The following is a 23975-nucleotide window of genomic DNA, read 5'->3' on the forward strand; positions in this document are numbered from 1 at the left end:
AAAATGACCAAGAAAGATCAGTCATCAATCTTGGTACATTTATATGGAAGGGATGTGACTCTATTTTTGGCCGGTATACCAATGTTTCAACACCGATTCAGCTGGCTTACCACGAACCGACTGTGAAATATTCGGAAAGCCCTCTTTACTCGGTACTAATGTTTCTGATAGCCAATACCCCGTGTGAATATCAACGCTATTAATTTCAAACGTGTCTTGATCTGCGACTGCTTGCATAATACCTTCAATACCAATTGCTTGTAATGAAAAGTCAGTAACAAAAGAGTTTTGGATACAGGTATCAACAGACCCATCTTCCATCGTTTCACTTGTGCAAAAGCCATCTTCTTTCCAGCCTTTAAGGAAAAAATCATCGCGGCTTTGAACCTGAATATTTAATATAATGGGTAGCTCAATATCTGACTTTCCATGCCAGCATGGCTGATGTATGTCTAAACAATAGATTTGAGTTCTCATGCCTTCAAGCGATTCAAGCGTTTTGGTTTTAACAAGTTCAGGGGTTAAGTTAGCGTTTTCTTCGTCGGTAAATATCGTACTACCATTAACGTTCATGGCATTCACTAAGATACTGTCAATGCGCGAAAAAATTCGTTCATCATTGAACACATAACCGACTTGTCCCCAAACGATTTCACCGTCAAAATTTGCTCTGATGTCATCAATAATTTCGGCAAAACGATCAAGGTAGTAATTCTTTAGTTCATCGGTAGGTATGTTGATATTCATGGCATTCCAATCAGCAGCGATACCTTTTATACCAATTTCTTGCGCGTGTTTCGCTTGAATTATCATGTTATTTTGGTGTGCGTCTAACACTTGTTTTAGTTTTTCCATAGTGAGCGTCTCACCTAAGGAGAGTAAACTCTTAAAATTGACGTCATTAGTAGTAAATTGCCATGCATAATATATCTCAATATCGAGCTTGGCTGCTTGTTCTACAACGTACTCAACGTAGCGTTTAGGGAGGTTATATTCACTCTGAGGTACTACCCAAGGTTCATTTTCACTATTCCAACGCCCATAGTTATAGAGCCATGTTCTTTGTACACCTGAAGCCTTCATTGCTTGCAATGCCTGTAAATACACTAACTTTACGTATTCATCTTGCGTGCAATTCCCTCGTTCGCTTTCAGATAAGCCTCCCCAAAGGAGGTAAGGGGCATAATCTTTAAAGCTGATGCCTCTAGTGATATGGCTAGAGAGTTCGCCGCGCGGTGAAGGTAATTCAAACTTACCAAGATATTCATCTGGATAATCAGCGCTATGAGGGTTGGTGCATGTCGCAATAACTGGTGGGGGTGGCGTGTTTGGCGGGGAAGAATCAGAACTTGAAGAAGAGCCCCCACCACATGCGGATAAAAAAACAGTAAAAACAAAAGTCGAAATAACTCTATTTTGAAAAAACATTTAAGAACCTCAAAAAATATCGTGATGAGACGAAAAACAAGGTTGTAAAAATGTCCATATGAATGCAACCCCACGACCATATGCAATGCACTTAGGTTAGTAGCTTTGCGCCTAATAATTTTCATTAAAAGTTGCCAATTAAAATACAATTCTACTCTAGAGTATCATCAAAAGCTTTTGTTATTTCATTTTAAAAAAGCGTGTTTATATGTGGTAAGTTGTAAAGGTTGTCAGCTAACCGATATCATTATTGCTTATAGTAACCATTTAGCTAGTTGTCTGTTTTTTATGCGTCATCCTTTTTAGTATTAGTTCGTTAGCTTTAAACAGGAGTGCAAATGGGCAACAGTAAACAGAGTCAAAATTATCAAAAAGGAGAGCAAATTCGTCGTGAAGTGATGAGCGATGAATTTGTTGACCGTGCCTTAAATAATGCCACTGAATTTGATCAGCCGTTGCAGGATTTGGTTATGGAAAATGCGTGGGGAAGTACTTGGTGTCGGGATGATTTGCCAATAGATATAAGAAGTTTGGTAACCATTTCGATGTTAATAGCCCTTAAAGCCCCTAACGAATTAAAAGGACATGTGCGAGGTGCACTTCGTAACGGCGTCAGTAAAGAAGAAATTAGGGCGGTGATTATGCACGCAAGTGTTTATTGTGGTTTCCCCGCAGCTATTGAAGCGATGAGAGCTGCGAGAGAAGTTATTGAAATTGAGTAAATCGCTATTTGCCATACTTGTTATCAGCTTCAGTGAGTAAACCTTAACTTGATTTGTCAGATTCGATTAACAGGACTCAATCAAGTCTGACTGTTTCATATGCGCCAAATGCGGAAGTTGGCTACTAAATATAGAAAGACAGCTTTGATACGAAAGCAGACGTTTCACACAGATATAAATAGGCATTGTTTGGCTATAAATATTACGAATTAATCGAATAACTTGACTGGCAAAAATACCACCAAAGCAGTCGTTCACATAATTGATTCAGGCCATTCTATAATAGCTACTCTACAGATTTGACGGCTTTTAAAAGGAGCTTATTAAATTCACTAGGCTTTTCTAGCATAGGAAAATGACCAGTTTCCTCAATGAAATAAATACTGTAATTTTTGATATGTTTTTTGTTTTCTTCTGAGTCAGTCGGCCATAACTTAGCGTTAACGAGTACAACAGGCACGTTGATATCCTTATACACACGATACGATTCTCCACTTATATATTGACTTAGATAGTTGCGAAACTGATTAATCGCAATATCTTTAGGTGCAGATGCCATATCTTCGCTAATCCAATAAAGCATATCTTCCTCTACATTTTTCGGTAAAGCGTCTTTTACAAATGCCCTCATTGCACGTTGAAAGTTATCTTCAAAAGGCTTAGTCATTACGTTTAGCTCTTCTTGCGTGAGTTTCAGTGCGACATTTTGTGAAGTATCAACACCAATAATACCAACTACTTTGTTCGGCATTAGCTTTGCCGCTTCAGCGATTACGCCCCCGCCCATAGAGTGTCCAATTAATATTGCCGAGTTTATGCCTTCTTTCTCAATAACAGCTTTAATATCATTAGCAAAAGAAACCATGGTGTAATCTTCTCGATTGTATGATGAGTTTCCATGACCTGCTAAATCAATAGTGATAACTTGATATTCTTCTGAAAAGTATAAAGTTTGATTTTGCCAAAGCCTACTATCTAAACTCCAACCGTGAATAAATATAAGTGATGTTTTGCCACGACCATTAACACTATATGCAATTTGCTCTTTGTCATTTGATATGGCGATACCAAACCTAGTCACAGGATTTTGCTCGCTAGCATTTACGCTATTTATTGACATAACTACTAGTATTGTCAGAATAAAATGTTTCATATTTTTCTTTACTCCTTTCTTGTCACCCAAAAATAGCTTAACTCACAATCATTAAGTTAAAGTCGGTCTAAAGTAACTATATCTTTGCTAAAATGAACATGTGATAACCAAACTCATCGGCAAATTCTGTACAAATATTGATTTCATTTTTCATATCTTTAAATGCTGTAGAGTTAACCATTTCAGACTCAAGTTCATTTAAGCGTTCGCGTAAAGGGCCATAATAATTTAACCATGCACCTTTGCTTTGAGGGAAATTAGCAATAACTTGATAACCAGCCTTTTCGATTTGTTTAATTCTTGTTTGAACAGTTTGAATGTCAGGGTATTCATGACTCCAAAATTCAGTTGACACTTCACTTGGTGAGTTTGTTTTCCATACCAAATCACTCATCATTAAATAGCCTTGTTTTTTAAGAATAGGTTTCCATAGCATTAATGCTTTCTCTATACCTATAATATAAGCACTACCTTCAGACCAAATAAGATCAAAACTCTCATTGGAGTAAGGTAGGTCAGCCATATTTGTACAACATAATTCTAATCGAGCTGATAACCCTTTTTCTTCAAACCTTTTTGCTAATCGATCAAGCGCTGGTTGCTCATTATCTATAGCGGTAATTTGTGCTTGGCTAAACTTTGCCAACACATTAGTTGCTAACCCTTTACCACAGCCAATTTCTAAGATACTACTAGGTGAGGTTGGAATTAATGATAGCGCATGCTTCGTATCATCCTCACTGCCAGGCCCCCAACGTTCTAAAGTTTGAAAAACTTTCATAAAATCTTGCATATAAACATCGTGATCATTCATGTCTTTTGATAACCATTTCAATTGCAAAGCTTCCTTGTCACTGAAACCTTGCGTTTTTAACCAATCTAGATGCGCATCTGGAGCGAGCTTATCTAAGCGCTCATGCCATGATTTTAGATCACCCTCTCCGACAATAGCAGCAAGTAAAATTCTTGATTGCTGCTTTTGCTCTATCTCCTCATCCAGTGCTTTTAGGCGCTGCTTAACAAGCGCTTTATCAATTTTCGATTCAAGACACACTTTGCACTCTTTCAAGGTCAAGCCTCCTAAGTGAAGTTGCTGAATCAAACGGACACGTTGTAGATCCAGTTCGCTGTATACTCGATAACCATTTTCAAGCCTACGTCCAGTGATAAGCTTTAACTTTTCATAATAAAGTAATGCTGTTCTTGATAAGCCTACTTTCTCTGCAAGTTCAGAAATTTTATACACAATGATGAATCTTTTGTCCTATTGATGGTTAAGAACTATAAACTATAAAGTAATAGACAGGTCAACAATAAAATCTAGAATATTTATGGTAAATGTTAGAGGTGGGTATTTATATCGGTGCTACTTAGGTCTGAGTTTTCTATCCAAAACAATCGTATAATTTGAAACCAGTAATTGATACTTAATTACTGGCTACTATAGCATTCATTAACAATGGTTGAAGTCAATGGCAGCTATGAGCTTAAACCAGCCCCACAAACAAGCAGTAAATTTTGGTTAGAATTGTTATAACCATGCTCATGAATTTGAAAAGGCTTAATGTCCGCAATTGGCTAGTTGCTGCCATTAAAAACTTAACGGTTAATGTCCGTTACTCGCTCATTACCGTACTTCCTATATTTACCAGACGTGGATGTTGATAAAGTTAACCAAAAACTAATATCTAACCTTCTAAAAATCTTATTAACCTGACAACATTAGGCAAAACGAAATAAGAGGTAAATGGAACAATTAAAGCAAGCAGTATCATCAACCTAATTAATTCATTTTCAGGTAAATAAGAGTCTAGCAATTTAGGAAGGAAATAGACCAAAGGCAGTAAAGACAAATATGTTGTTATTGCCATTATATGCTTGCTCGACATGTTAGAGTTCACTCTCTTCTCCCGTATAAAAATTGGCTGTAATGACCAAATAATTAGCCATTACAGCGCTCTACCCTTAGTGCATTTTGGAAAGAATTTCTTCAAACAAGACTTGAATTAATTTCCCTCCGTTTTCACTACTCCAGTCTTGAGCTAACTCTGCAATTAACTGGTTTGTTGATGTCAATGTAACACCATGACTTTCCATTCGTCTTAACGCCGTTTCATCTGCTAGGGTCGTAGGAGAACCAGAGCCATCTACAACAACTTGTACAACGTAGCCTTCATTAATAGCTGTTATTGCGGGATAGACAACACAAACGTCTGTGGTGATACCTGCGATAATAATATTTTTACGACCTGTAGCTTTAACTGCGGCAGCAAAACTTTTATCCTTCATGCTATCTACCACACCTGCTCGAAGAATTCGGTTTTCATAGGCTTCTGGCACGGCTTGAATTAACTCTTCAAAAAGTGGCCCTTGAGCCTGGTCTTCCATACTAGAAGTAAGTATTAATGGCATGTCTGTTTCCTTTGCTGCGCGCGCTAAAGCAACCGTATTTCTCTTGATTTCATCTAGTTCCAGTGAGCCAACCCAGCCCATTGTGCCGACCTGATGATCAATTAATAACATCACTGAGTTTTCTGGTGTAAAAGTAGTTGTTTTCATATTAACCTCTCTATTAAGATATTTGGCGAATGCCATTTGTGTGCAGTTGTCTTATCTTTTGTACACCTGCGATTAAATTTATATTACTGCTGTGAAGTGATGCACCATTGCTGATAATGGGTTGTTTTAATGGCGCACCTGTTACCACTAAAAATTCAGCATTTTGGTTTAGCGCATTAACCGATATAAGCTCAGGTTGGTTTTCATAGATGCCAAACTCACCTACTGACAAGCGCACGCCGCCTGTTTCTATCATTCCTTTTCTGACATAGATAAATGCTGTGGTGTGTAATTCTTGGCTTACATAAGCCCATGTGCTATCGGCCTCTAGCTTGATATGAAAATACGACATATCAACTGGCGGTTGAGCAGCGCTTTTTTGTCCTTGATACTCTCCTACAAGAACTTTAACTACTGAGCCATTAGCTTCGATAACTGGAATATTCTGCTCTTGCAGTGTTGAATAGGTCACGGGCCCCATTTCTAAGTCTTTTTCGGGTAATGCAACCCAAAGTTGAAAAGCATCAGCATGTTTTTTATCAGGAAACACGGTTTCTTTGTGCAAAACTCCGGCCCCAGAGGACATGATTTGAATGCCACCAGCTTTTAATAGCCCACTATGGCCGCCAGTATCTTCATGCGCTATATCACCAACTTGGGGATAGCTAATAGTGGCAACACCTGAGTGACCGTGAAAATCAAATCCTGCTGTCCCTTCTACTTGAGGTAAATAAAAGTGGTCCCACAGTACGAAAGGGTTAAGTTCCTCTATATTGGTTGCCGCAACAAAGCTACTAACAGGGCCGTGTTTTCTACCATTTCTAATTTCTATGATTTGTCTTGTCATCACATTTAATCCTGCTTCAATTTCTATTGATAAAGACTAATGCAAGACTTATTATTTGATTAGATGGTTTGTTAGGGTTTGTTAATCCCATTTTTGTAGGTAATTTATGAACCTTAATGATATCAAGGTCTTTGTAAGTGTTGTCGAAGCAGGTAGTTTTGCTGGAGCGAGCAATATATTAGCGATGCCATCAACAACGGTCAGTCGGAAGGTTGTTCAATTAGAAGCTAATCTAGGAGTAAAGTTACTCCATCGAAGCACACGAAAATTATCATTAACGGAAGGAGGGCAACACTATTTTCACTTATGTCAACAGCATCTCGTAGCGCTTGAACAAGCAAACGAACTGATTATGCAAGCGCAAGCTGAGCCAAAAGGAAAGGTTCGCATTTCATCGCCTTTTGACTTTGCTATACAATACGCCCAGCCTTGGATAGTAGAGTTTTTAAAAAGATATCCAGAAATTAGCATTGAGTTGGATACCTCCGATAGCTATGTCAATATGGTGGAAGACAGAATTGATGTCGCATTTCGCTCAGGCCAATTACAAGACTCTTCATTAATTGCAAGGCGAATAGGACCAAAGCATAGCGTTTGTTGCGCAAGTCCGGAATTCTTGAATGCAGTGGGACAAATCAACGTTCCTGATGATTTGTCAAAACTCAACTGCCTTATTATGGGAAAATCACTACTTTCTAATGATTGGCACTTTATAAAGCAAGCAAAACCCTATCAAGTTAAAGTTTCTGGAAGGTACGCAACAACAAGTATGCATTTGGTTATCGAATCGGCTTTGAGCGGATTAGGTGTTGCTTACGTACCTATTGCGTTAGTTAACAGTCACTTGGAAAGTGGCAGGCTGGTGCAAGTTTTGACTGACTATGAAACACCACAGTCCAATATGTTTATTATTTATCAATCTCATAAATACATGACAAAACCTGTTAGACTTTTCATCGACCATATAATTGAAAAGGTCAACCCTAAGGCTCCATGGAGTTTGTAATTAGTGTGTTGACTATTAATTTGGGATAAGTATGAATAGTCTACTCATTACAACATAGCAGCCTATCAGGTGAAATCTAAACCTATTAGTTAAAACGGTCAGTTCAGATGAGCTAATACAGCTTAAGCTATATTTTAGCTAGATGACCAATAAAAATCAGCGTTTTATATTGTTGTATGCTGAATCTATGTTAAATTTCCAAGCATCAATTTAATCAGATGAACAACACCTAACATATGACATTAGACAGCCAACTTTTACTTATTGTCAGTGCTTTTGGTGCATTAAATGGATTTGTTGTCTCTGGTTATGTTTTTGTTACCAGTAAGCGGCAAGCCTCACGACAATTTCTAGCCTTGATGCTGCTGATGATAAGTGTTCGGATATTTAAGTCGGTATTGTTTTTCTTTAACCCCGAAGTGGATAAATTGATTTTACAAATCGGACTGTCTGCTTGTTTTCTTATAGGCCCATTTCTCTTTTTTTATGTCACCGCTTTGCGTGAACAACCAAGTGTGTTGCCAATGAGTTGGCGCCTTCATTTACTCGGTTTATTCACTTTATTAATTGCCGTTGGAAGCGTGTTTCCATATACCGGTTACCCTGAACTGTGGGGCTCTGTTATTTACAAGGCGGTAAATTACATTTGGTTCGTTTATATCCTGTTGAGCCTGATGAGTATTAAGCCTTACTTGAGCAAATTATTGACTAAGAAAAGAAAAGAACTAACAGAAGATGAAATATTGCTGTTGTGCGTGTTAGTAGGAAATGTCGTTATTTGGCTAGCTTATTATACTGCTTCATATACCTCATACATTGTTGGTGCTTTATCATTTAGTTTTGTTTTTTTGGTTTCCTTAATACTCGCCTTTTTTAAATTCAATAGAGGTTATACGCCAAATAAAGCTAAGTATGGCGACCATAAAATTGAAGACAAAGAAGTAAATGACGGCTTATCCAAATTAGCGCAGCTAATGACTGAACAGAAGCTGTTTAACAACCCCAATATTACCATGCCGCAAATAGCCAAGCGAATTGGCATGTCTTCACCCAAGTTTTCTCAGCTATTAAATGAAAAGCTTAATAAGTCATTTTCTGTCTATATTAATGAGTTGCGCGTTGCTCAAGCAAAACAAGCTTTAGTTGAGCAGCCCAGACAAAAAGTCGATGATATTGCAGAGCAATGTGGTTTTAATTCATCATCCACTTTCTACAGTGTGTTTAAAAAGCACACTGATTTAACGCCAGCCAATTACAGGACGAAATATACTCCTAAATGATAAATTCGGAGTCCTGATTTATCATTTGCGGCTGTGTAACAAGTTAAAATGACGTAGATTTTCTCCACTTAGTTAAACCATATCTTTGGAGAAACCATGGCGTTATATTTTAAAAAGTTAGGTCTTTTAATCGTTATTTTATGTCTTACCGCAAAGGCTTTTGCGGGTTCACCAGAAAAGCAGATCAGTGACGTTTTACAGCTTTATATAAATGGCACTGCAAATACAAAGCCGGATCAAATTACTAAGGCATTTTACCCAGACGCTGATTTGCTGCTTACAAAAGCTGAAAGTCCGGTGTGGAGGGTTTCAGCGAAAGAGTATATTAGTTGGTATAGCAAAGCTAAAGCCGGCACAGCAACCGGTAGACAAGGGAATATCTTAAATATTGACGTGACAGGTGATATTGCAACGGCAAAAGTTGAAATATTTAACCCTTCCAAAAAACAATATTTCATCGATTTATTTTTGCTAAGAAAAGTAGACAAGCATTGGCAAATTATCAGCAAAACAGCCTCTCAGCTATTTAAGGACAAAAACAATCATAAAATTCTGTTTATTGTCTCAAACGCTCATTTTCATGGTAATTCGTCATTGCCTACTGGCGTGAGTTATTCAGAAATAGTCAATGCTTATCACACATTTATGCAAGCAGGCTATACCGTCGAATTTGTAAGCCCTGAAGGCGGCGCAATACCGCTTGCCTATATAAACACCTCAGATGAACTGGCTAAACAGTATTTATACAATGCTGATTTTATGTATGCGATAAAGCACACCATGTCTCCTGAACAAATAACAGCAAGCCAATACAAGGCTGTTCATTACGTTGGCGGAGGCAATGCGATGTACGGTGTGGCCAACAATGCCAAAATACAAGCCATTACAATGGAAATTTATGAGAAGCACCAAGGCGTTATTTCGTCTGTTTGCCACGGGACAGCCGGTATAGTGTTTCTTAAAAAGAGCAATGGTGAGTATCTCGTTTCAGGCAAGAAAATCAGCGGTTACCCAGACGAATACGAAAATCAAAGTAAAGCGTATTTCAAACAGTTTCCTTTTAAAATTACGGAGACAATTGAACATCACGGTGGCACATTTCACTATAGTCCCAGAAATAAAAAGCATGTAGAGGTTGATGGGCGAATAGTCACTGGGCAAAACTATTTGTCATCAGCAAGTGTTGCTCAAGAAATTATCAATATAATTGAAGCTCAAGTGACCGTTAATCAATGATGCTGAGTGTTAGAATCAAGCTGCATTGGTTTATTGTAATGCAGCAAGGTTCATTTTTTTAACCTCTGTCAACTCCGTTGTTATCAGCTCATCAATTGACACCAACCAGCCATATTGACCTTTCACATGACGGGTCATGCTTTTTCGGATTAGCGGGCCATTACGCCATGCCTCGCTGTAGTTCAACCGTAATTCAAACTTTTCTATGGTTAGCATCCAGCTAGGCTTGAAGGTAGCGCGTGTATAGATTTTTATCGCTTTAATTTTTGGGGATTTTTTGTCAATAATCACTTCGGTAAACAAGTGCTCTGTCATGGCATTATCTATTTGCTCTAGTTCTTGTTCTGCTGAATCATCGTTGCTTTGAACATTGATGATGTTGGCTATTTTGAAAACCCAAGTAGATTGTGTTTCTTGGAGAAATTGTGCGCTGCTTAGGTCAATGTTAGTGCTGTCAAAAATAACCTGATCAGAGACGGTTATCGAATCATTGAATTTTTCATCGGCACGAAGTGTCTGCCATTCCCCTGTTATTTCATTGTTGTGGTATGCGGTCGGTGTGAATTTTCGTTGCAGAATATTACCGTTTAAATCCTCACTGGTTTGGGTTAACCCGACTGCTTGCTGAGAATGATGAAATTGCTTAAGTCTTGTCTTAGCATCTTCTATCGCCTGATGAAGTGCAGCTATAGCGATACTATTGTCGCTAGCGTGTTGTACTGTTTGGTGGTCAACTGAAGCAGCTTGTGTTGCTATTGGCGCGGTAAGTGCCGCCGTAACAAGTACTACACTAAAAACTAATGCCTGGGCGTTTGAATAATTCATTTTGTGCTCCTTATTGTGATACCAGAGGAGTAGACGGAGGTTGAGCCGCGGCCTTTCTCAGTAGAATATAACCCGGCAGTGCGCAAGTGATAGCAATAAGCACAATAATGATTGCATAGTTGGCGATTGACATATCTACTGCTACGTAATCAGGTTGAAAAAATAATCGAATGCTGCCACAGGCATTTATTATTGTATGAAGGATAATAGCAGGCCATAACGAGCGGCTATATGCGACTAAACCAGCAAAGCCAATACCGATGAGTGTTGCATAAGTGACTTGAACACTGACTTCCAAGAATGGCGCTTTGGTTAAGTTGACATAGTGAGCAACACCGAAGATCAATGCTTGGCAAATCGCCGCTTGCATTAAGCCATTTTCTTTATCTTTCCAAGCAGAATACAGCACAACAAAACAAATACCTCTTAACATGATTTCTTCAAATAAACCTGTCGATAGGTTGGTATAAACCCAAGCTAGTGCCTTGATAGGATCAAAAGACAGCAAAGAAAAATCAATTGAGACTAAATTCATCACGGCAACCAAAGCCATAGGGAATGAAGCTAACCACCATGTCGAACGCCAATTTTTGAATGGGGTCGTCAGCAACGATTGTTTTAGCCAATTTAATTTAACTAACATCATCAATAATGCGATGGTAATCGCATTTTTGATGAAAGAGCTGATGAGATCTTGATAATAGACATCATCGATATTGAGTAACATGCTGCTATATAGAGCACCTATACAGGTGATGACCAATAGCAAGGTAAATATAATCGGTTTTTGTTTTGATAATGCTTTGATTGAATGCATTTACTTCTCCTTAAATGTTGTAAGCATCTTGCATTCGTGAGCTAGTTATTTCTAATGAAATTATCTGAAAGTTTCTGAAATTAAATGCTTATCAATGGCTTACGTGATTTCTGAAAGTTTGGCTGCACTTCAAATTTCAAGTGATTTAACGTATCATTAACCCCTGCAACATCGTCATCAGATGTCAAGCAACAACCTATAGAGAGCCGGTGTGTCGAATAAAATAATAACAGGTGATTACCAGATCGATTTGTTGAAGCGCCGAGTTTATCGTCAAGAAGTCGAGATTACTATTCGGCCGAAATCGTTTGAGCTCTTAAAGTTATTATTGTTAACGCCAAATCAAGTGGTGAGCAAGAATACCATTTTAATGACGATTTGGGATGACGTTAATGTCGATGAACAAGTCATTTTTCAATCAATTAAAGAACTAAGAAAAGCATTTTCTGCAATAGATGCCATCAAGACCTTTCCAAGAAAAGGTTACGCTTGGGTTGCGGATGTATCTGTTGCAGATGACAGTGCTTTTTCTGAAAGCTCACCCAAACCTAACAGTAATACATCGACACAGACGTCTAGTCGCCAATGGTCGGAAAACAGGTTCAAACCAATTGCAGCCGTCGTGATATTTTGTGTGTTGTGCTTTGGGTTATTGACCTTGTTATTTCTTCAATCGAATAATGATGATGTTGCTAAAATTGATGGCTCTATCATTGTTTTACCGATCAAAGCGCATTTGGATGATCGCGACCATAAATGGGTAAAAATTGGCGGTATGGACTTGCTCATTCAGCAAATACCCCCGTCAAAAGACTATGGCGTGATGCAAGTTGATGATGTATTGGAAATCATGAAGCGTGCTCAGATGTCACTTACAGAGTTTAACCCGACTCAAATTGACAAGCTTTTTCAGGTTTCCGGCGCCGAGCTGATTATTGAAGCCGAGCTGTCAGGCTCTCCTGGTGATTATCAGTTAGTCTATACGCTGCGTCGTCGCCAAAGTATCGATCGGGGGGTACTGATCACTTCAGACATTGATGATGGTATCGATCAGCTAGCAAATTTGGTAGCTAAACGTTTAGGAACGTTAGCATCTTCCTTAACCATTTCAAGAAATAAGTTAGTTAATCAGTTGCTTGCTCAAGCATTGGATGCAAAAAATATTGATGATTATCAAAGTGCAGAGCAATATTTAACCTCGTTACTTGCCATTGCGCCAACTCACTTTCAAGCGAGAAGGTTGCTTGCTGAAATCTCCGTATATTTAAAAAAGACTCAACAAATTAATGACATGGTAGTTTCAGCCGAGCAAATGCTTGATAAGCAAATGCAAGCGTATTCCCAGAGCAAAACATTAGAAGACCAAAAACCAGGCTATCGGCAACGAGAGTACGGTCGATTGAAGTTTTGGCAAGGTTTGAATGAGTTGCAATTTAAGCGTGTAAACCGTGCGGAAAAAATATTTTTAGAAGCCAATACTATTGTCAATGCAGCACAAGATTGGCTCTATTTAGGGTACTTGGCTGAAGCACAAGGTCATTTATATCGAACGATGCAACAATATGACCTCGCCAGCGAATATTATAATAAGGCCATCATAAATCATCGAATAATTAAATGCCCGTTTGGTGAGGTAAATAACTTATTGAATCTAGCTGAAAATGCTTTTCTAAATAATGATGTTGTCAACGCCAAGCAGCGAGCCACACAGGCACTAACTTTAGCGAAAAAAAGAGAGCTAACGACGTTATTTGACCAAGCGAAAATAGCTAGTGATAAATATAATTTAGCATTAGTTCCACAAAGTTAATCACGCCAATAGTTGACTCTACTAATATTGACTTCGTTATTATTTATCACGACTTGTCTCATTTTTTGCACATTCTTTTGATAAGGTAATTTATCTAAAGTAGATAAAAGCAGATTAATAACAGTGAAACTTCATCGAGGCGTATTCATGATGCACAAAAACGTAATGTTTAATCTTATTGTTGTTTTGGCTCTATTAACTGGGTGCGGTGGTGGCGGAAGCGATGATAATGAGACTGATGAGTCCATAATACCGCCAGTCACACAAGAGCCAACCGTTGAAGATACGCCGATAGAAGAAGCACAGTCGCCAAATGTGTTGTTTATTATTTCTGATGATCAAGGGCTAGATGCTTCGGCCCAATACACAGTCAGTAACGACCTTCCCAATACGTCGACGATCAATATCTTAGCTCAACAAGGACTTACCTTTGATAATATGTGGGTCACACCCGCATGCTCAACCACTAGAGCAACCATTATAACCGGTAAGTTCGGAGTAAATAATGGTGTCGAGTCATTGCCAGCTAATTTATCTAGTGAACATGAAATACTGCAAAAATATTTAAAGCAAAATGAAGCGACGCAGGACTACCAATCTGCTGTGTTTGGAAAATGGCACTTAGCCACCGGTAGCGATAGTGAAACCCATCCGAATGAACTTGGCGTGGACTATTATGCGGGCAACCTCGGCAATTTATCTGACTATTATGATTGGTCACTGACCATCAATGGCGTGAGTGAAAATGTTACGGACTACCATACCTCCAAAATCACCGATTTGGCGGTGAGTTGGATAAGCGAACAAACGGCGCCTTGGTTTGCTTGGGTCGCCTACTCGGCGCCACATTCCCCTCTGCATATACCACCCGCGTCACTGCATGAACGCACCTTATCAAGCTCTGCCGCTGATATTGTTACCCATAAACGCGAGTATTATTTCGCGGCAATTGAAGCTATGGATGCAGAAATAGGGCGTTTGCTAGATGCCTTAGATGAGGACACTTTAGAGAATACCATCATTATTTTTATTGGAGACAATGGCACACCCACAGGCGTCATTGATTCGTTTAGTTCATCACACGCTAAAGGCAGTTTGTATCAAGGAGGAGTTGCCGTACCGTTTGTTGTTTCTGGAAAGGGAGTAACGCGAATAAATGAGCGAGACGCTACGCTGCTCACCGCAACAGATTTGTTTGCGACCATTATAGATATAGCAGGTGGAAACGAAACAAAAATACATGATAGTCAAAGTTTCAAAACCCTATTTTCTGAAGAGGCAAGCCTAGACAATGACTATGTTTATACGGCCTACAAATCAGACAAAGTCACTGGTTGGGCGGTTCGGTCCGCAAAGTACAAGTTAATTGAGTTTTCTGATGGTAGACAAGAGCTCTATTCATTGGAGAATGACTTTTTAGAAGCAGAAAATTTATTGCCAACTAATGACAGTGACTTACTTGAGCAACTAGGCCATATAGAAAATTATGGCACGCTGATTCATGGCCAAGAAACCTTAAGCCCTATTGATATCACCAACGCTATACTGGAAAACAAAAGCCAAAATTGTGTTGATTACATTGAACAATTCACCTCAACTGTCAACGATGTACATAATGGTACAGTGTTTTATGGCGACTTAGTGATTTCTCAAGTAGGTGATAAATGTGTGTTTCAAACCAATGCCATCCCAAACCATGATTTTAATGATGGGGGTAATGCTTTTCCAAATAATGTAAGTGCACAAAATGATTTGTTTGAAATCACGATTTCGCCGGAACTAGCCGATCAGACAACGGATATATCTTTGTCTGTGGATAACGCCATTATGTTAAATGGCGTGAAGGTTGACCTGCTAGCTGCTGGTTGTTACGGCATCGGTAATGGAAAAGTGGGTTGTCATGATATGAACCAACCCTGGCGGTACGACCCCATGCATAAAGCGAATGGCTTTTCTGTTGATTCCCACAATGCCCACGCACAAGCCGATGGCACCTATCATTATCATGGCTCTCCGTTAGCGCTATTTGAAGATGACAGTGACCAAATATCGCCTGTTGTCGGGTTTGCCGCCGATGGCTATCCCATATTTGGTGGCAATTTTGATGATGCAGGCACTGTTCGAAAAGCAATCTCAAGTTATCGGCTAAAAGCCGGTGAGCGCCCAAGTGGTGAAGGTAACCCAGGAGGCATATATGATGGCAGCTATCGCGATGATTATGAGTTTGTTGAAGGGTTAGGGGATTTGGATGAATGTAACGGTATGAATAAAAATGGTGTTTATGGCTACTACATAACGAGTGATTTTCCATATGTTCTTGCTTGTTTTTCCGGTACGCCAGACAGCAGTTTCACAAAATAGTTTATAGTTCTTGCCAGTGCGAATTATTATACACACTGGCAGAGGTTGGCTGTTATGAATGCTTAGCTGGTCACTTGCTTGTTTAGGAAGAGTCTCTTGAAGTGACGCCAAATGAATTGCATTACAGTGTAAACAACGAATGAAGCTAAGCAAATTATCGTGCCGAACATTGTTGGCAGTACCGCCCCAAAAGTAAGACTCATACTTAAAAGGAAACCAAGGAAGAACTCAGCACGGTAGACTTTAAAGAACATGGCGAAGATCAGAATACTCGGAAATAAGACTGAAGATATTTCTGAGTAACCCAATGTAAAGGTTAACGACAATGCAGCGCCGTAACATAGAGCAATGACGAAACTCAGAGCAACTTGTTTAAACCTAGTGGCCTCAACGGTATCGCTATTTTGGAACAGGCGTTTTTTAATGCTACCTAACGTGAACCATGAAAATACTGGAAGTATGATGGCGCCCCACCAATTTGACATCGCGGGATAATCTGCACTTTGAAATAAGTGGTGGCTAGGTACGCCGTCGTGCAAGTGCTGCCATATAAGCATTGACCATATGGTAACGCTTACGGCAGCGATAAAATAATTCCTTACGCGTAAAAACTGTGTGGTTTGCATGGATAAATCCCTCTTAAGTATTATTTGCAAGGATAATCAGCAAGAGGCGTTCCAAAAGGTCAAGTGCACGAATGGCGGGCTTATTGGAGAATTCAGAATATAATCGAAAATCAAATCCACTAAGTTATAACCAATTTAACCAGTTAGTAACAATTTGCACACGATGAGATATTATTGAAGTGAATTTGGTGGGCTCGATTAGGCCAAGATTAATCGAGGTCAATCTTGGCCTCTTGAAATAACCTAGCTAATGAAGGTTATTTTGAAACAAAACTTGGCAATGCCACTGTAACTGATTTTGTCGTAATGGCTTTGTTTGACAGAAATAACTTAATCACTTCGGTGATTTTTGGTGAGACCATAAAAATATTGTGCCCACCATTGATGACCTTTATTTGTGTTAAGTTGGATAACCCTTTGGTCGCCATATTTTGTTCGTTGATATAGGTTCTGCCGTCTAACGTGCCCGTTAATAATAGGGTAGGAATGTCATTGACTGGGTTTTTGCGAAAATCATCCCCTAAATCTAACCCTTTTACCGATCTATTTAGTTGAGGCATCGGAAAGTTCAAAGCTAGTCCAAGTAGCGATGTTTTGGCTTGCTCATTAACAATAGCTAATCTATCATCAGTGATGCCAGAAGCAATATCCATCGCAAAATTCATTGCTTTAAAGGATATAGGCTTGTCATCAAAGTAGCCTCGTTTGAGCACTTCAATAAGCACCTTATCTGAGCCTTGATCGAGTGTTTTGTACAGCATCAATAAATGCTTAACGCCTCGCTGAGGATCAGCAATCATCGATGATGCAATAATTTGCAAGTGCATTTTTTGAAATAGCATCTCAACCGACGAACCATCTTTTTGCAAAATGCTGACGGGCATAGGAGTTGAAACTAGTTGCTTATGAACGCGGTGCATCAGGCTAACGAGGTCTGGATAGGCTTTCGCGGCGTCTGCTTGGGTATTTATTGCTTGCTGTAACCTGGCAAAGTAAGCATTGGTTTCGTGCGGCAGTTTTACCGTTTGATTCAGCCCTTCAGCGCTCGCGATGACGACTTTATCAATCTTATCTTTTAGGGTATTCATTGCAGCAAATGCTAAGTGGCTACCATAAGAAATACCCCAGAGTGTAACTTTTTCAGCCTGTAGATGTTTTCGCAAATCATCAATATCAAGAGCACTTTGTAATGTGGTGTAGCCTAGAATATCAACTTTTTGTTGTTGCCAAAAAGCAAGGCACTCATTGGCAGAGGCTTGGTAAATTTTCGTTACTTGATCTGCCGTTAACTTTTTACTCAAAGGTACACTGTGCGATGAGGTACAAGTAGGTGTGGTATTTGAGGCGCCAGTTCCTCGTTGATCCAAGGCAATAACGTCGCCGAACTCTCTTAGCGCCATAAACAAAGGAAAGCGAAAGTTCGGGTACTTCGCTGTATCAATGCCAGAGCCACCAGGACCTCCTGATAAGTAAATAATGGGTGGACCACTTTTTTCTTCGGTAGCGGGAAAGCGAACATATTTAACGGGAATTAATCGGCTATTGGCGTTATTTCTATTCTCCGGTACCTCAATATAGCCTTCAAAGGCGTTAGTGGTTTTATTGTCCATGGTTTTAAAGACAATGGCTTTTTCATTAGCATACAAAGTGCTGGGTTGGTTGTCGGCTAACGCATGACCTGAGACTAATAATGCTGTCATGGCAAGTGTCTGTTTGATAGTGCGTCTAAAGTACATATTTCGCATTTTGTTGACCTTAATTTAGTGCTCTGTAAGTGGAACCGATTAAAACGTAATGAGGAAAGCAAGGCATGTGTTATTCTATTAAAGCTACTGATTTTACGGCTGAAACTGACTAGCGGTAGTAAAAAATCGATGAACGGTAACAAGGAAAACTATGAATAAGTGGCTGTATTTAGGTGCAATATTTTGGGTAGTATTTTTGGGCTATCAGTCACCTGTTTTCGCCCAATCATTAATATCTGTTGATAGTGAAACTGTTATTGTTTGCCCTGCAAAACCGGATCAAAAAGAACCACCCACATTCTTAGAGATAGAATGTCAGCAACTCTCTTTATATAAGGTTGACCCTCAAAATACTGAACTGTGGTTAAAAGCTAACTTAACCGTTTCCCAAGCTTACATGAAAAGACAACAGCCCTCTGCGTTGTTTGTATTCGCCAAAATGTCGAGTGAGGTCTATTTGAATGGCTTATTATTGGGTAACAATGGCACCCCTAGCTTCCTAGAGAAAGATGAATATTCGGGCGACATGGATGCAAGGTTTTATGTGCCGTCGCATATACTTAAACAAGGTGAGAACGAGGTTATTGTTCATGCGTCTAGCCACAATGGTTTTTTGTCGCTGGCTGGACCTATTCATTTTATTGGTGTATCAGAATATACCGAAACGGGTGAATTTTTTAAGCGAGATATGCTGATATCAATTAGCCTGTTAGGGGCTATGTTGCTGGGGTGTGTTTACCTTATTGCCATCACCCTTCGAACGGAAGAAAAAAACACGACAATTCTCATTTTGTTGATGCTAACGGCGTCAAGCGGGCAATTATTTTTAGAAATTTCTCGCGTACTGTTTAATTACAGCTACCCCCTTCACGATGTCCGATTAGTTGCTATAGTGGCATTTTCTCTCGTGTTTGGTCTTAGCTTTTTACTGTTTTCACTCTATAAGTTTACCTGTAAAAATAAAGCAAAATGGCTAGTGCCTTCAGTATCTCTGACATTACTTTTAACGATAATGACTCCTGGCTTTGATGGTAAATCAGCCATGGCGATACTTGTACCTGCTTTATTCTCCGCCCTACTTAGCGTTGCTAAATACCGACAAGAGCGAAGCAATGAGTCGTTCGCTTACACCATTATTTATGGTCTTTTTGCAATAACAATTCTATTGACCTTTGCTGATTTTCACTCAATGTATTTTTACTATATTGTGACCGCCATGCTGGCTTTTCTTGTGGTCAGCAAAACCAATGAATTTGCCCATGAAAGAAGCCTGAGAAAGGCGGAGCAACAGCAGGTACTGAAATTACAATTGAAGCTCGAACAATTGGAGCAACAAAAATCACCAAGTAAGTTAAAGCTGACCAGTGCGGGTAAAATTGAATTTATTGCTGTGCATGAAATCTCATTTTGCAAAGCCGCGGGTGACTATGTCGAAATTCACTTAACCAGCAATCGCCAATCTCTCTTTAGCGGCACATTAAAAAGCCTTGAATCTCAATTACCGGCAACGTTCATGAAAGTTCATCGCTCTTTCATTGTTAACTTAGATGAGGTTATCGCAATTAGCTCATCTAAAACCGGATCAGCAAATACTGCGTTCTTGCTGTTAACCACTGGAGATAAGATTCCCGTGAGTCGCCGAATATTACCCCATGTGCGGGATGTAGTGAAAGGCGCTTTTGCATTATCGAAGTAACCTTGGCTTGGATGAAATAATCTTAGTGAATTGTATTGATAATTATCGGCTAGGATAACTTGGCGGTTTTTGAACTGTGTTAATAAGGGAAGCCAGTTTGTATTCAACAAGTTGTTTGCATGTCAGTGTTGGCTAGCTTGTCAATGAGTTTCTATATAATGTTGCATTCTTATCCGTTTAAAATCACCATTAACAACTCCATTTTTGATCACTTGGATCATTTTTTCTTTTTTGCTGATTAATGGTGATTGCAAGCTTAGTCTAATGTAATGATCTCTCACTGAAAATGGGGGTAAATTAGCCAGAACAATGTCACTGTCCAACCCTAATTCTTTTAGTTTAATTTCTGTGACCTGAGTAAAGTGAATCAAGGCATCGACTCTGCCTCTTGTGAGTAAATCAATTTTCTGAGCAAGATAGGACGCAGATAGGTGCTTGGTTCCTTGATTATTAAGGTCGGATATTACGGCGCTGTTGTCGTCAGTTAGGGCAATGGTATGATTTTTGAAATCTGCGAGAGATTTGAATTTATTTTGGTCCTTTCGCAAAACAAATATGCTGTTGGTTAATTGCTCATAACTTGGCTTTAAATAAATAAAGTCATTCCGAGGGAGCTCGTGTTCTTTCAAGCCCACCATAATATCTATTTTACCTGCACGCAGTAGGCCTATTCTTTCCATGTAAGTAATGGGATAAATAGTCAATGATAAGTCCATTTTATCGGCTATGTAGCGTAAAATTTTTTCTTGTAGGCCGTTTCTAAATTCAGGTGAGACAGATGATCGTAATGCCTCTTGAGCTGTGGCAAAAGAAGACATAGCAACGAGGAGTAAAATGATTAAAGACCTGAATTTTAGGTTTAAGTATTTATTGCGATCCAACACTTTTTGCTCAACTTACGATTCCCTTTTGCCCATGATATAAGTAAATGGCAGACATGAATAGATTAAATATCACTCAAATGTGTAGATAGTGTGTGTATTGAATTTAGCTCATAGAAGCTTGTATTAGGTCAGCAATGCACTTAAGTTAGAAGGCATTACTAGGGGGGCCCCCTACTTTCGGTTACATTGCTAAAGGAAAACAATATGTTCAACAACGTCAGTGCTGTGCTTGTCTGCAGTTTGGTTTTATTTGTGTCGACAGCTTCTGCCGGACAAAATGCGGCAGTTGCCATGCCTGATCGCTACAGTGCTATTGCTTCTTCTAAAGTTCTAAAAGACGGAGGAAATGCTATTGACGCAGCTATTGCAGCGCAATTTGTTTTAGCGGTGACTTTACCTGAAGCGGGAAATATAGGTGGTGGCGGGTTTATGACCATTTATAAAGACGGACAAGCTAACTTTTTAGACTATAGAGAAGTTGCGCCCCAAAAAGCACATCGGGATATGTACCTCGATAAAAACGGCCATGTCATCCCAAACTTATCTCTGTACGGCATTTTATCAGCGGGTGTGCCTGGCTCTGTTGATGGCATGTGGAAAGCACATAAAAAATATGGCACTAAATCATGGCAAGCATTAATTGCGCCGGCGATAGAACTAGCGGAGCAAGGTCATATTGTTCATCCTAAAATGTGGGATAATATCGAGTGGCGCATTAAAACGTTTGATGAACAAGGGATCAAAGTTAACTTTTCAAAGCATTTTGGCCATGCTAAAGCAGGAGAGCTGTTTAAACAGCCAGCGTTAGCGTCAACACTTAAGCGCATATCAAAATTTGGTAGAGATGGTTTTTATAAAGGAGAAACCGCCAAACTATTTAGCCAGTTCATGGAAGAAAATGGTGGGATTATTAACGAAACTGATTTAGCCAATTATCAGGCCGTATGGCGTGAGCCAATCGTATATAACTGGCGTGATCATACCGTTATTACTGCGCCACCGCCAAGCTCTGGTGGCATTGCTATTTTGCAATGGCTTACCATGTTTGACTTGGTTAAAGGCGAGCAAAAACTGGCTCATAACTCTACCGATTACGTTCATGTGTTATCTGAAATAGGAAAGCGGGTATTTGCCGATCGAGCAGAATATTTGGGTGATCCTGATTTTGTTAACGTACCGGTTGAACCGCTATTGAATATCGATTATTTAAAATCTAGAGCTAAAAACATTTCTTTTGACAAAATATCTGCCACCAACCATATAAAGCCGGGATTAAAAGAAAGTACAGATACCACCCATTTCTCAATTGTTGATCAATGGGGTAATGCTGTCTCGAATACCACGACCATTAATTATACCTTTGGTAGCGGTGTAGTGATTGATGAATTAGGCTTTCTCTTAAATGATGAAATGGATGACTTTAGTGCTAAAGCTGGCGTGGCTAATGTTTTTGGCGCAGTTGGTGGTAAAGCAAATGAAATTCAGCCAAACAAACGTATGTTGTCTTCAATGTCACCGACTATTATGCTCGATAATGGCAACGTTAAACTAGTGACGGGCTCGCCTGGCGGCACAACGATTATTAGCTCAGTGTATCAATCCATCCTTAATGCAATGGAGTTTGATATGGACGTTAAGCAATCCGTCAACAGTGCTCGTTTTCATCATCAATTGTGGCCCAAAGATCAAATAGAACACTATTCAGGTATTGATGCCTCGGTTTTAAAGTCTTTACATGACTTGGGTTACAATACCATTCAAGGCAGTTTTGGTGATGTTCAGCTTATTATTAGGTCGGGCGATAAGTATCATGCAGCCTCAGAAGCCGGTGAGCTAAATCGGGGCATGTCGATTACGCTAGAGTAACTTCTGGGGCGAATTAACAGCGATGTTCTGAGGGTGAAGATTCACTGATATTATTCTTAAAACTAAAAGTAGAGTTCTAATGAAACAGGTATTACGCATTTCTGGCGGGTTATTTTTATTGTTGGTTGTGGTTTTTGGTGCCTTTATAGCACTCAATTGGCAAGCAGATACCTCAGTCGAACAATTGAAAACCAAATGGGCAACACCACCGTCACAGTTTGCAGATATTGAAGGCATGCAGTTACATTTTCGCGATGAAGGCCTTCGCGATGATCCCACGCCAATAATCTTGATTCATGGTACCAGCGCCTCGCTTCACACTTGGGATGATTGGGTTGAAATACTCAAGACAGAGCACCGAGTCATTCGCTTTGATCTGCCAGCATTTGGGTTAACTGGCCCTGATCCTGACAATGACTACACCATCGAGAATTACGCCGACACTGTTATCGCGTTACTCGATCATCTACAAGTGAAAGAAAGCATTCTAGTGGGCAATTCATTGGGGGGCTATGTCGCATGGGCGACCACGATTATATATCCTGATCGTGTAAAGCAATTAACCCTTATTGACGCCAGTGGTTATCCTTTTGAATCGCAATCTGTCCCCATTGCTTTTAAAATTGCCAATACTCCTGTGCTGAATAAAATCATGAACAAAGTACTGCCAAGGAGCGTGGTTAGAAGTAGTTTAGAGAATGTATATGGCGATCCTTCACAAGTTACCGATGGTCTTGTCAATCGTTACTTTGAGCTCACGACTCGTAAAGGCAATCGTCAGGCGTTAACAGAGCGATTTCGCCAAACTAGACCTGGGCCAATTGCAGACAAAATGTCTGAAATTAAGCAACCGACTTTAATTATGTGGGGTGGCCAAGATCGTCTTATCCCAACTGAAAATGGGGAGCGTTTTAACCGAGAGATACAAAACAGTCAATTAGTTCGATTTGATGAGCTTGGTCATGTCCCGCATGAAGAAGCACCGATGAAAACTGTCGCGGCTTTTAAAGCTTTTATAGCCGAACAACATACTCGTTAAATTATTCATTAATTAACGATAAACGAGGTGGTGTCACCCTTTTCGTACTCAAATATGTTAGTTTAGCTTGACTGC

At 39.5% G+C, this 23975-nt stretch carries 20 protein-coding genes and 1 riboswitch; of the genes, 9 read left to right on the top strand and 11 right to left on the bottom strand.

The window, feature by feature from the left end:
• Positions 1-60: 60 nt before the first annotated feature.
• Positions 61-1428 carry a glycoside hydrolase family 113 protein gene (locus QUE03_RS02070; RefSeq protein WP_286264595.1) on the bottom strand — a complete coding sequence of 456 codons (1368 nt, stop codon included), beginning with the start codon at positions 1426-1428 and terminating at the stop codon, positions 61-63.
• 60 nt (positions 1429-1488) lie between these two features.
• Positions 1489-1574, bottom strand: a riboswitch (cyclic di-GMP riboswitch).
• 192 nt (positions 1575-1766) lie between these two features.
• Between QUE03_RS02070 and QUE03_RS02075 the strand changes: the two genes are divergently transcribed.
• Entirely contained in the window at positions 1767-2150 is a 384-nt protein-coding gene (locus tag QUE03_RS02075) for a carboxymuconolactone decarboxylase family protein (protein ID WP_286264596.1), read from the top strand.
• A 286-nt stretch (positions 2151-2436) separates the two neighbouring features.
• Here the strand turns inward: QUE03_RS02075 and QUE03_RS02080 are convergent, their stop codons facing one another.
• From QUE03_RS02080 to QUE03_RS02095, 5 genes are all read right to left on the bottom strand, one after another.
• Positions 2437-3303 carry an alpha/beta fold hydrolase gene (locus QUE03_RS02080; RefSeq protein ID WP_286264598.1) on the bottom strand — a complete coding sequence of 289 codons (867 nt, stop codon included), beginning with the start codon at positions 3301-3303 and terminating at the stop codon, positions 2437-2439.
• Positions 3304-3379: 76 nt separating this feature from the next.
• A complete protein-coding gene (locus QUE03_RS02085) occupies positions 3380-4549 on the bottom strand; it encodes a MerR family transcriptional regulator (RefSeq protein ID WP_286264601.1) in 1170 nt (389 codons plus the stop codon).
• Between the two features lie 442 nt (positions 4550-4991).
• Entirely contained in the window at positions 4992-5192 is a 201-nt protein-coding gene (locus QUE03_RS19680) for a hypothetical protein (protein ID WP_491136834.1), read from the bottom strand.
• 76 nt (positions 5193-5268) lie between these two features.
• A complete protein-coding gene (locus QUE03_RS02090; RefSeq protein ID WP_286264603.1) occupies positions 5269-5862 on the bottom strand; it encodes an isochorismatase family protein in 594 nt (197 codons plus the stop codon).
• A gap of 13 nt (positions 5863-5875) precedes the next feature.
• Complete coding sequence (locus QUE03_RS02095; protein WP_286264605.1) at positions 5876-6709, bottom strand: pirin family protein; 834 nt, start codon at positions 6707-6709, stop codon at positions 5876-5878.
• A gap of 106 nt (positions 6710-6815) precedes the next feature.
• On the opposite strand from QUE03_RS02095, the gene QUE03_RS02100 reads away from it, so the two are divergent.
• The 3 genes from QUE03_RS02100 (at position 6816) to QUE03_RS02110 (ending at position 10231) form a co-directional block, all read left to right on the top strand.
• Positions 6816-7715 (top strand): LysR family transcriptional regulator, encoded by a 900-nt coding sequence (locus tag QUE03_RS02100; RefSeq protein WP_286264607.1) that lies wholly within the window; start codon positions 6816-6818, stop codon positions 7713-7715.
• Positions 7716-7951: 236 nt separating this feature from the next.
• The gene (locus QUE03_RS02105) at positions 7952-8995 is read left to right on the top strand and encodes a helix-turn-helix domain-containing protein (protein WP_286264609.1); all 1044 of its coding nucleotides are present in this window, start codon (positions 7952-7954) and stop codon (positions 8993-8995) included.
• 96 nt (positions 8996-9091) lie between these two features.
• Positions 9092-10231 (top strand): nuclear transport factor 2 family protein, encoded by a 1140-nt coding sequence (locus QUE03_RS02110; protein WP_286264611.1) that lies wholly within the window; start codon positions 9092-9094, stop codon positions 10229-10231.
• A gap of 30 nt (positions 10232-10261) precedes the next feature.
• Here the strand turns inward: QUE03_RS02110 and QUE03_RS02115 are convergent, their stop codons facing one another.
• Both QUE03_RS02115 and QUE03_RS02120 read right to left on the bottom strand, forming a co-directional pair.
• Positions 10262-11056 carry a hypothetical protein gene (locus tag QUE03_RS02115; protein WP_286264613.1) on the bottom strand — a complete coding sequence of 265 codons (795 nt, stop codon included), beginning with the start codon at positions 11054-11056 and terminating at the stop codon, positions 10262-10264.
• 10 nt (positions 11057-11066) lie between these two features.
• Positions 11067-11873 (bottom strand): CPBP family intramembrane glutamic endopeptidase, encoded by an 807-nt coding sequence (locus QUE03_RS02120; RefSeq protein ID WP_286264615.1) that lies wholly within the window; start codon positions 11871-11873, stop codon positions 11067-11069.
• A gap of 211 nt (positions 11874-12084) precedes the next feature.
• On the opposite strand from QUE03_RS02120, the gene QUE03_RS02125 reads away from it, so the two are divergent.
• Positions 12085-13683: a winged helix-turn-helix domain-containing protein gene (locus QUE03_RS02125; RefSeq protein ID WP_286264616.1), complete on the top strand. Its 1599-nt coding sequence runs from the start codon at positions 12085-12087 to the stop codon at positions 13681-13683.
• 147 nt (positions 13684-13830) lie between these two features.
• Positions 13831-16044 (top strand): YHYH protein, encoded by a 2214-nt coding sequence (locus tag QUE03_RS02130; protein WP_286264619.1) that lies wholly within the window; start codon positions 13831-13833, stop codon positions 16042-16044.
• Positions 16045-16106: 62 nt separating this feature from the next.
• On the opposite strand, the gene QUE03_RS02135 is transcribed toward QUE03_RS02130, so the two are convergent.
• Both QUE03_RS02135 and QUE03_RS02140 read right to left on the bottom strand, forming a co-directional pair.
• On the bottom strand, positions 16107-16670 hold the full coding sequence (locus QUE03_RS02135; RefSeq protein WP_286264621.1) for a hypothetical protein: 564 nt from the start codon (positions 16668-16670) through the stop codon (positions 16107-16109).
• Positions 16671-16927: 257 nt separating this feature from the next.
• Positions 16928-18415, bottom strand: a complete 1488-nt coding sequence (locus tag QUE03_RS02140; protein WP_286264622.1) for an alpha/beta fold hydrolase — start codon at positions 18413-18415, stop codon at positions 16928-16930.
• A 151-nt stretch (positions 18416-18566) separates the two neighbouring features.
• Between QUE03_RS02140 and QUE03_RS02145 the strand changes: the two genes are divergently transcribed.
• On the top strand, positions 18567-20111 hold the full coding sequence (locus QUE03_RS02145) for a LytTR family DNA-binding domain-containing protein (RefSeq protein ID WP_286264624.1): 1545 nt from the start codon (positions 18567-18569) through the stop codon (positions 20109-20111).
• Between the two features lie 140 nt (positions 20112-20251).
• Here QUE03_RS02145 and QUE03_RS02150 read toward each other — a convergent pair whose 3' ends face one another.
• Positions 20252-20992 (bottom strand): substrate-binding periplasmic protein, encoded by a 741-nt coding sequence (locus QUE03_RS02150; protein WP_286264627.1) that lies wholly within the window; start codon positions 20990-20992, stop codon positions 20252-20254.
• Positions 20993-21199: 207 nt separating this feature from the next.
• Here QUE03_RS02150 and ggt point away from each other — a divergent pair, with 207 nt between their 5' ends.
• Complete coding sequence (gene ggt, locus QUE03_RS02155) at positions 21200-22861, top strand: gamma-glutamyltransferase (RefSeq protein ID WP_286264629.1); 1662 nt, start codon at positions 21200-21202, stop codon at positions 22859-22861.
• A 79-nt stretch (positions 22862-22940) separates the two neighbouring features.
• Positions 22941-23900 carry an alpha/beta fold hydrolase gene (locus tag QUE03_RS02160; protein WP_286264631.1) on the top strand — a complete coding sequence of 320 codons (960 nt, stop codon included), beginning with the start codon at positions 22941-22943 and terminating at the stop codon, positions 23898-23900.
• Positions 23901-23975: the final 75 nt, after the last annotated feature.

Source organism: Thalassotalea atypica (assembly GCF_030295975.1).
In the GTDB taxonomy this organism is placed as follows: Bacteria; Pseudomonadota; Gammaproteobacteria; order Enterobacterales; family Alteromonadaceae; genus Thalassotalea_F; species Thalassotalea_F atypica.

Bases quoted from the DNA above. Each gene is read 5' to 3' on its own strand.
- QUE03_RS02075 (WP_286264596.1), top strand. From the start codon at position 1,767: ATGGGCAACAGTAAACAGAGTCAAAATTATCAAAAAGGAGAGCAAATT.
- QUE03_RS02090 (WP_286264603.1), bottom strand. From the start codon at position 5,862: ATGAAAACAACTACTTTTACACCAGAAAACTCAGTGATGTTATTAATT.
- QUE03_RS02100 (WP_286264607.1), top strand. From the start codon at position 6,816: ATGAACCTTAATGATATCAAGGTCTTTGTAAGTGTTGTCGAAGCAGGT.
- QUE03_RS02105 (WP_286264609.1), top strand. From the start codon at position 7,952: ATGACATTAGACAGCCAACTTTTACTTATTGTCAGTGCTTTTGGTGCA.
- QUE03_RS02145 (WP_286264624.1), top strand. From the start codon at position 18,567: ATGAATAAGTGGCTGTATTTAGGTGCAATATTTTGGGTAGTATTTTTG.
- QUE03_RS02140 (WP_286264622.1), bottom strand. From the start codon at position 18,415: ATGCGAAATATGTACTTTAGACGCACTATCAAACAGACACTTGCCATG.
- QUE03_RS02115 (WP_286264613.1), bottom strand. From the start codon at position 11,056: ATGAATTATTCAAACGCCCAGGCATTAGTTTTTAGTGTAGTACTTGTT.
- QUE03_RS02080 (WP_286264598.1), bottom strand. From the start codon at position 3,303: ATGAAACATTTTATTCTGACAATACTAGTAGTTATGTCAATAAATAGC.
- QUE03_RS02070 (WP_286264595.1), bottom strand. From the start codon at position 1,428: ATGTTTTTTCAAAATAGAGTTATTTCGACTTTTGTTTTTACTGTTTTT.
- QUE03_RS02135 (WP_286264621.1), bottom strand. From the start codon at position 16,670: ATGCAAACCACACAGTTTTTACGCGTAAGGAATTATTTTATCGCTGCC.
- QUE03_RS02095 (WP_286264605.1), bottom strand. From the start codon at position 6,709: ATGACAAGACAAATCATAGAAATTAGAAATGGTAGAAAACACGGCCCT.
- QUE03_RS02120 (WP_286264615.1), bottom strand. From the start codon at position 11,873: ATGCATTCAATCAAAGCATTATCAAAACAAAAACCGATTATATTTACC.
- QUE03_RS02160 (WP_286264631.1), top strand. From the start codon at position 22,941: ATGAAACAGGTATTACGCATTTCTGGCGGGTTATTTTTATTGTTGGTT.
- ggt (WP_286264629.1), top strand. From the start codon at position 21,200: ATGTTCAACAACGTCAGTGCTGTGCTTGTCTGCAGTTTGGTTTTATTT.
- QUE03_RS02110 (WP_286264611.1), top strand. From the start codon at position 9,092: ATGGCGTTATATTTTAAAAAGTTAGGTCTTTTAATCGTTATTTTATGT.
- QUE03_RS19680 (WP_491136834.1), bottom strand. From the start codon at position 5,192: ATGTCGAGCAAGCATATAATGGCAATAACAACATATTTGTCTTTACTG.
- QUE03_RS02130 (WP_286264619.1), top strand. From the start codon at position 13,831: ATGATGCACAAAAACGTAATGTTTAATCTTATTGTTGTTTTGGCTCTA.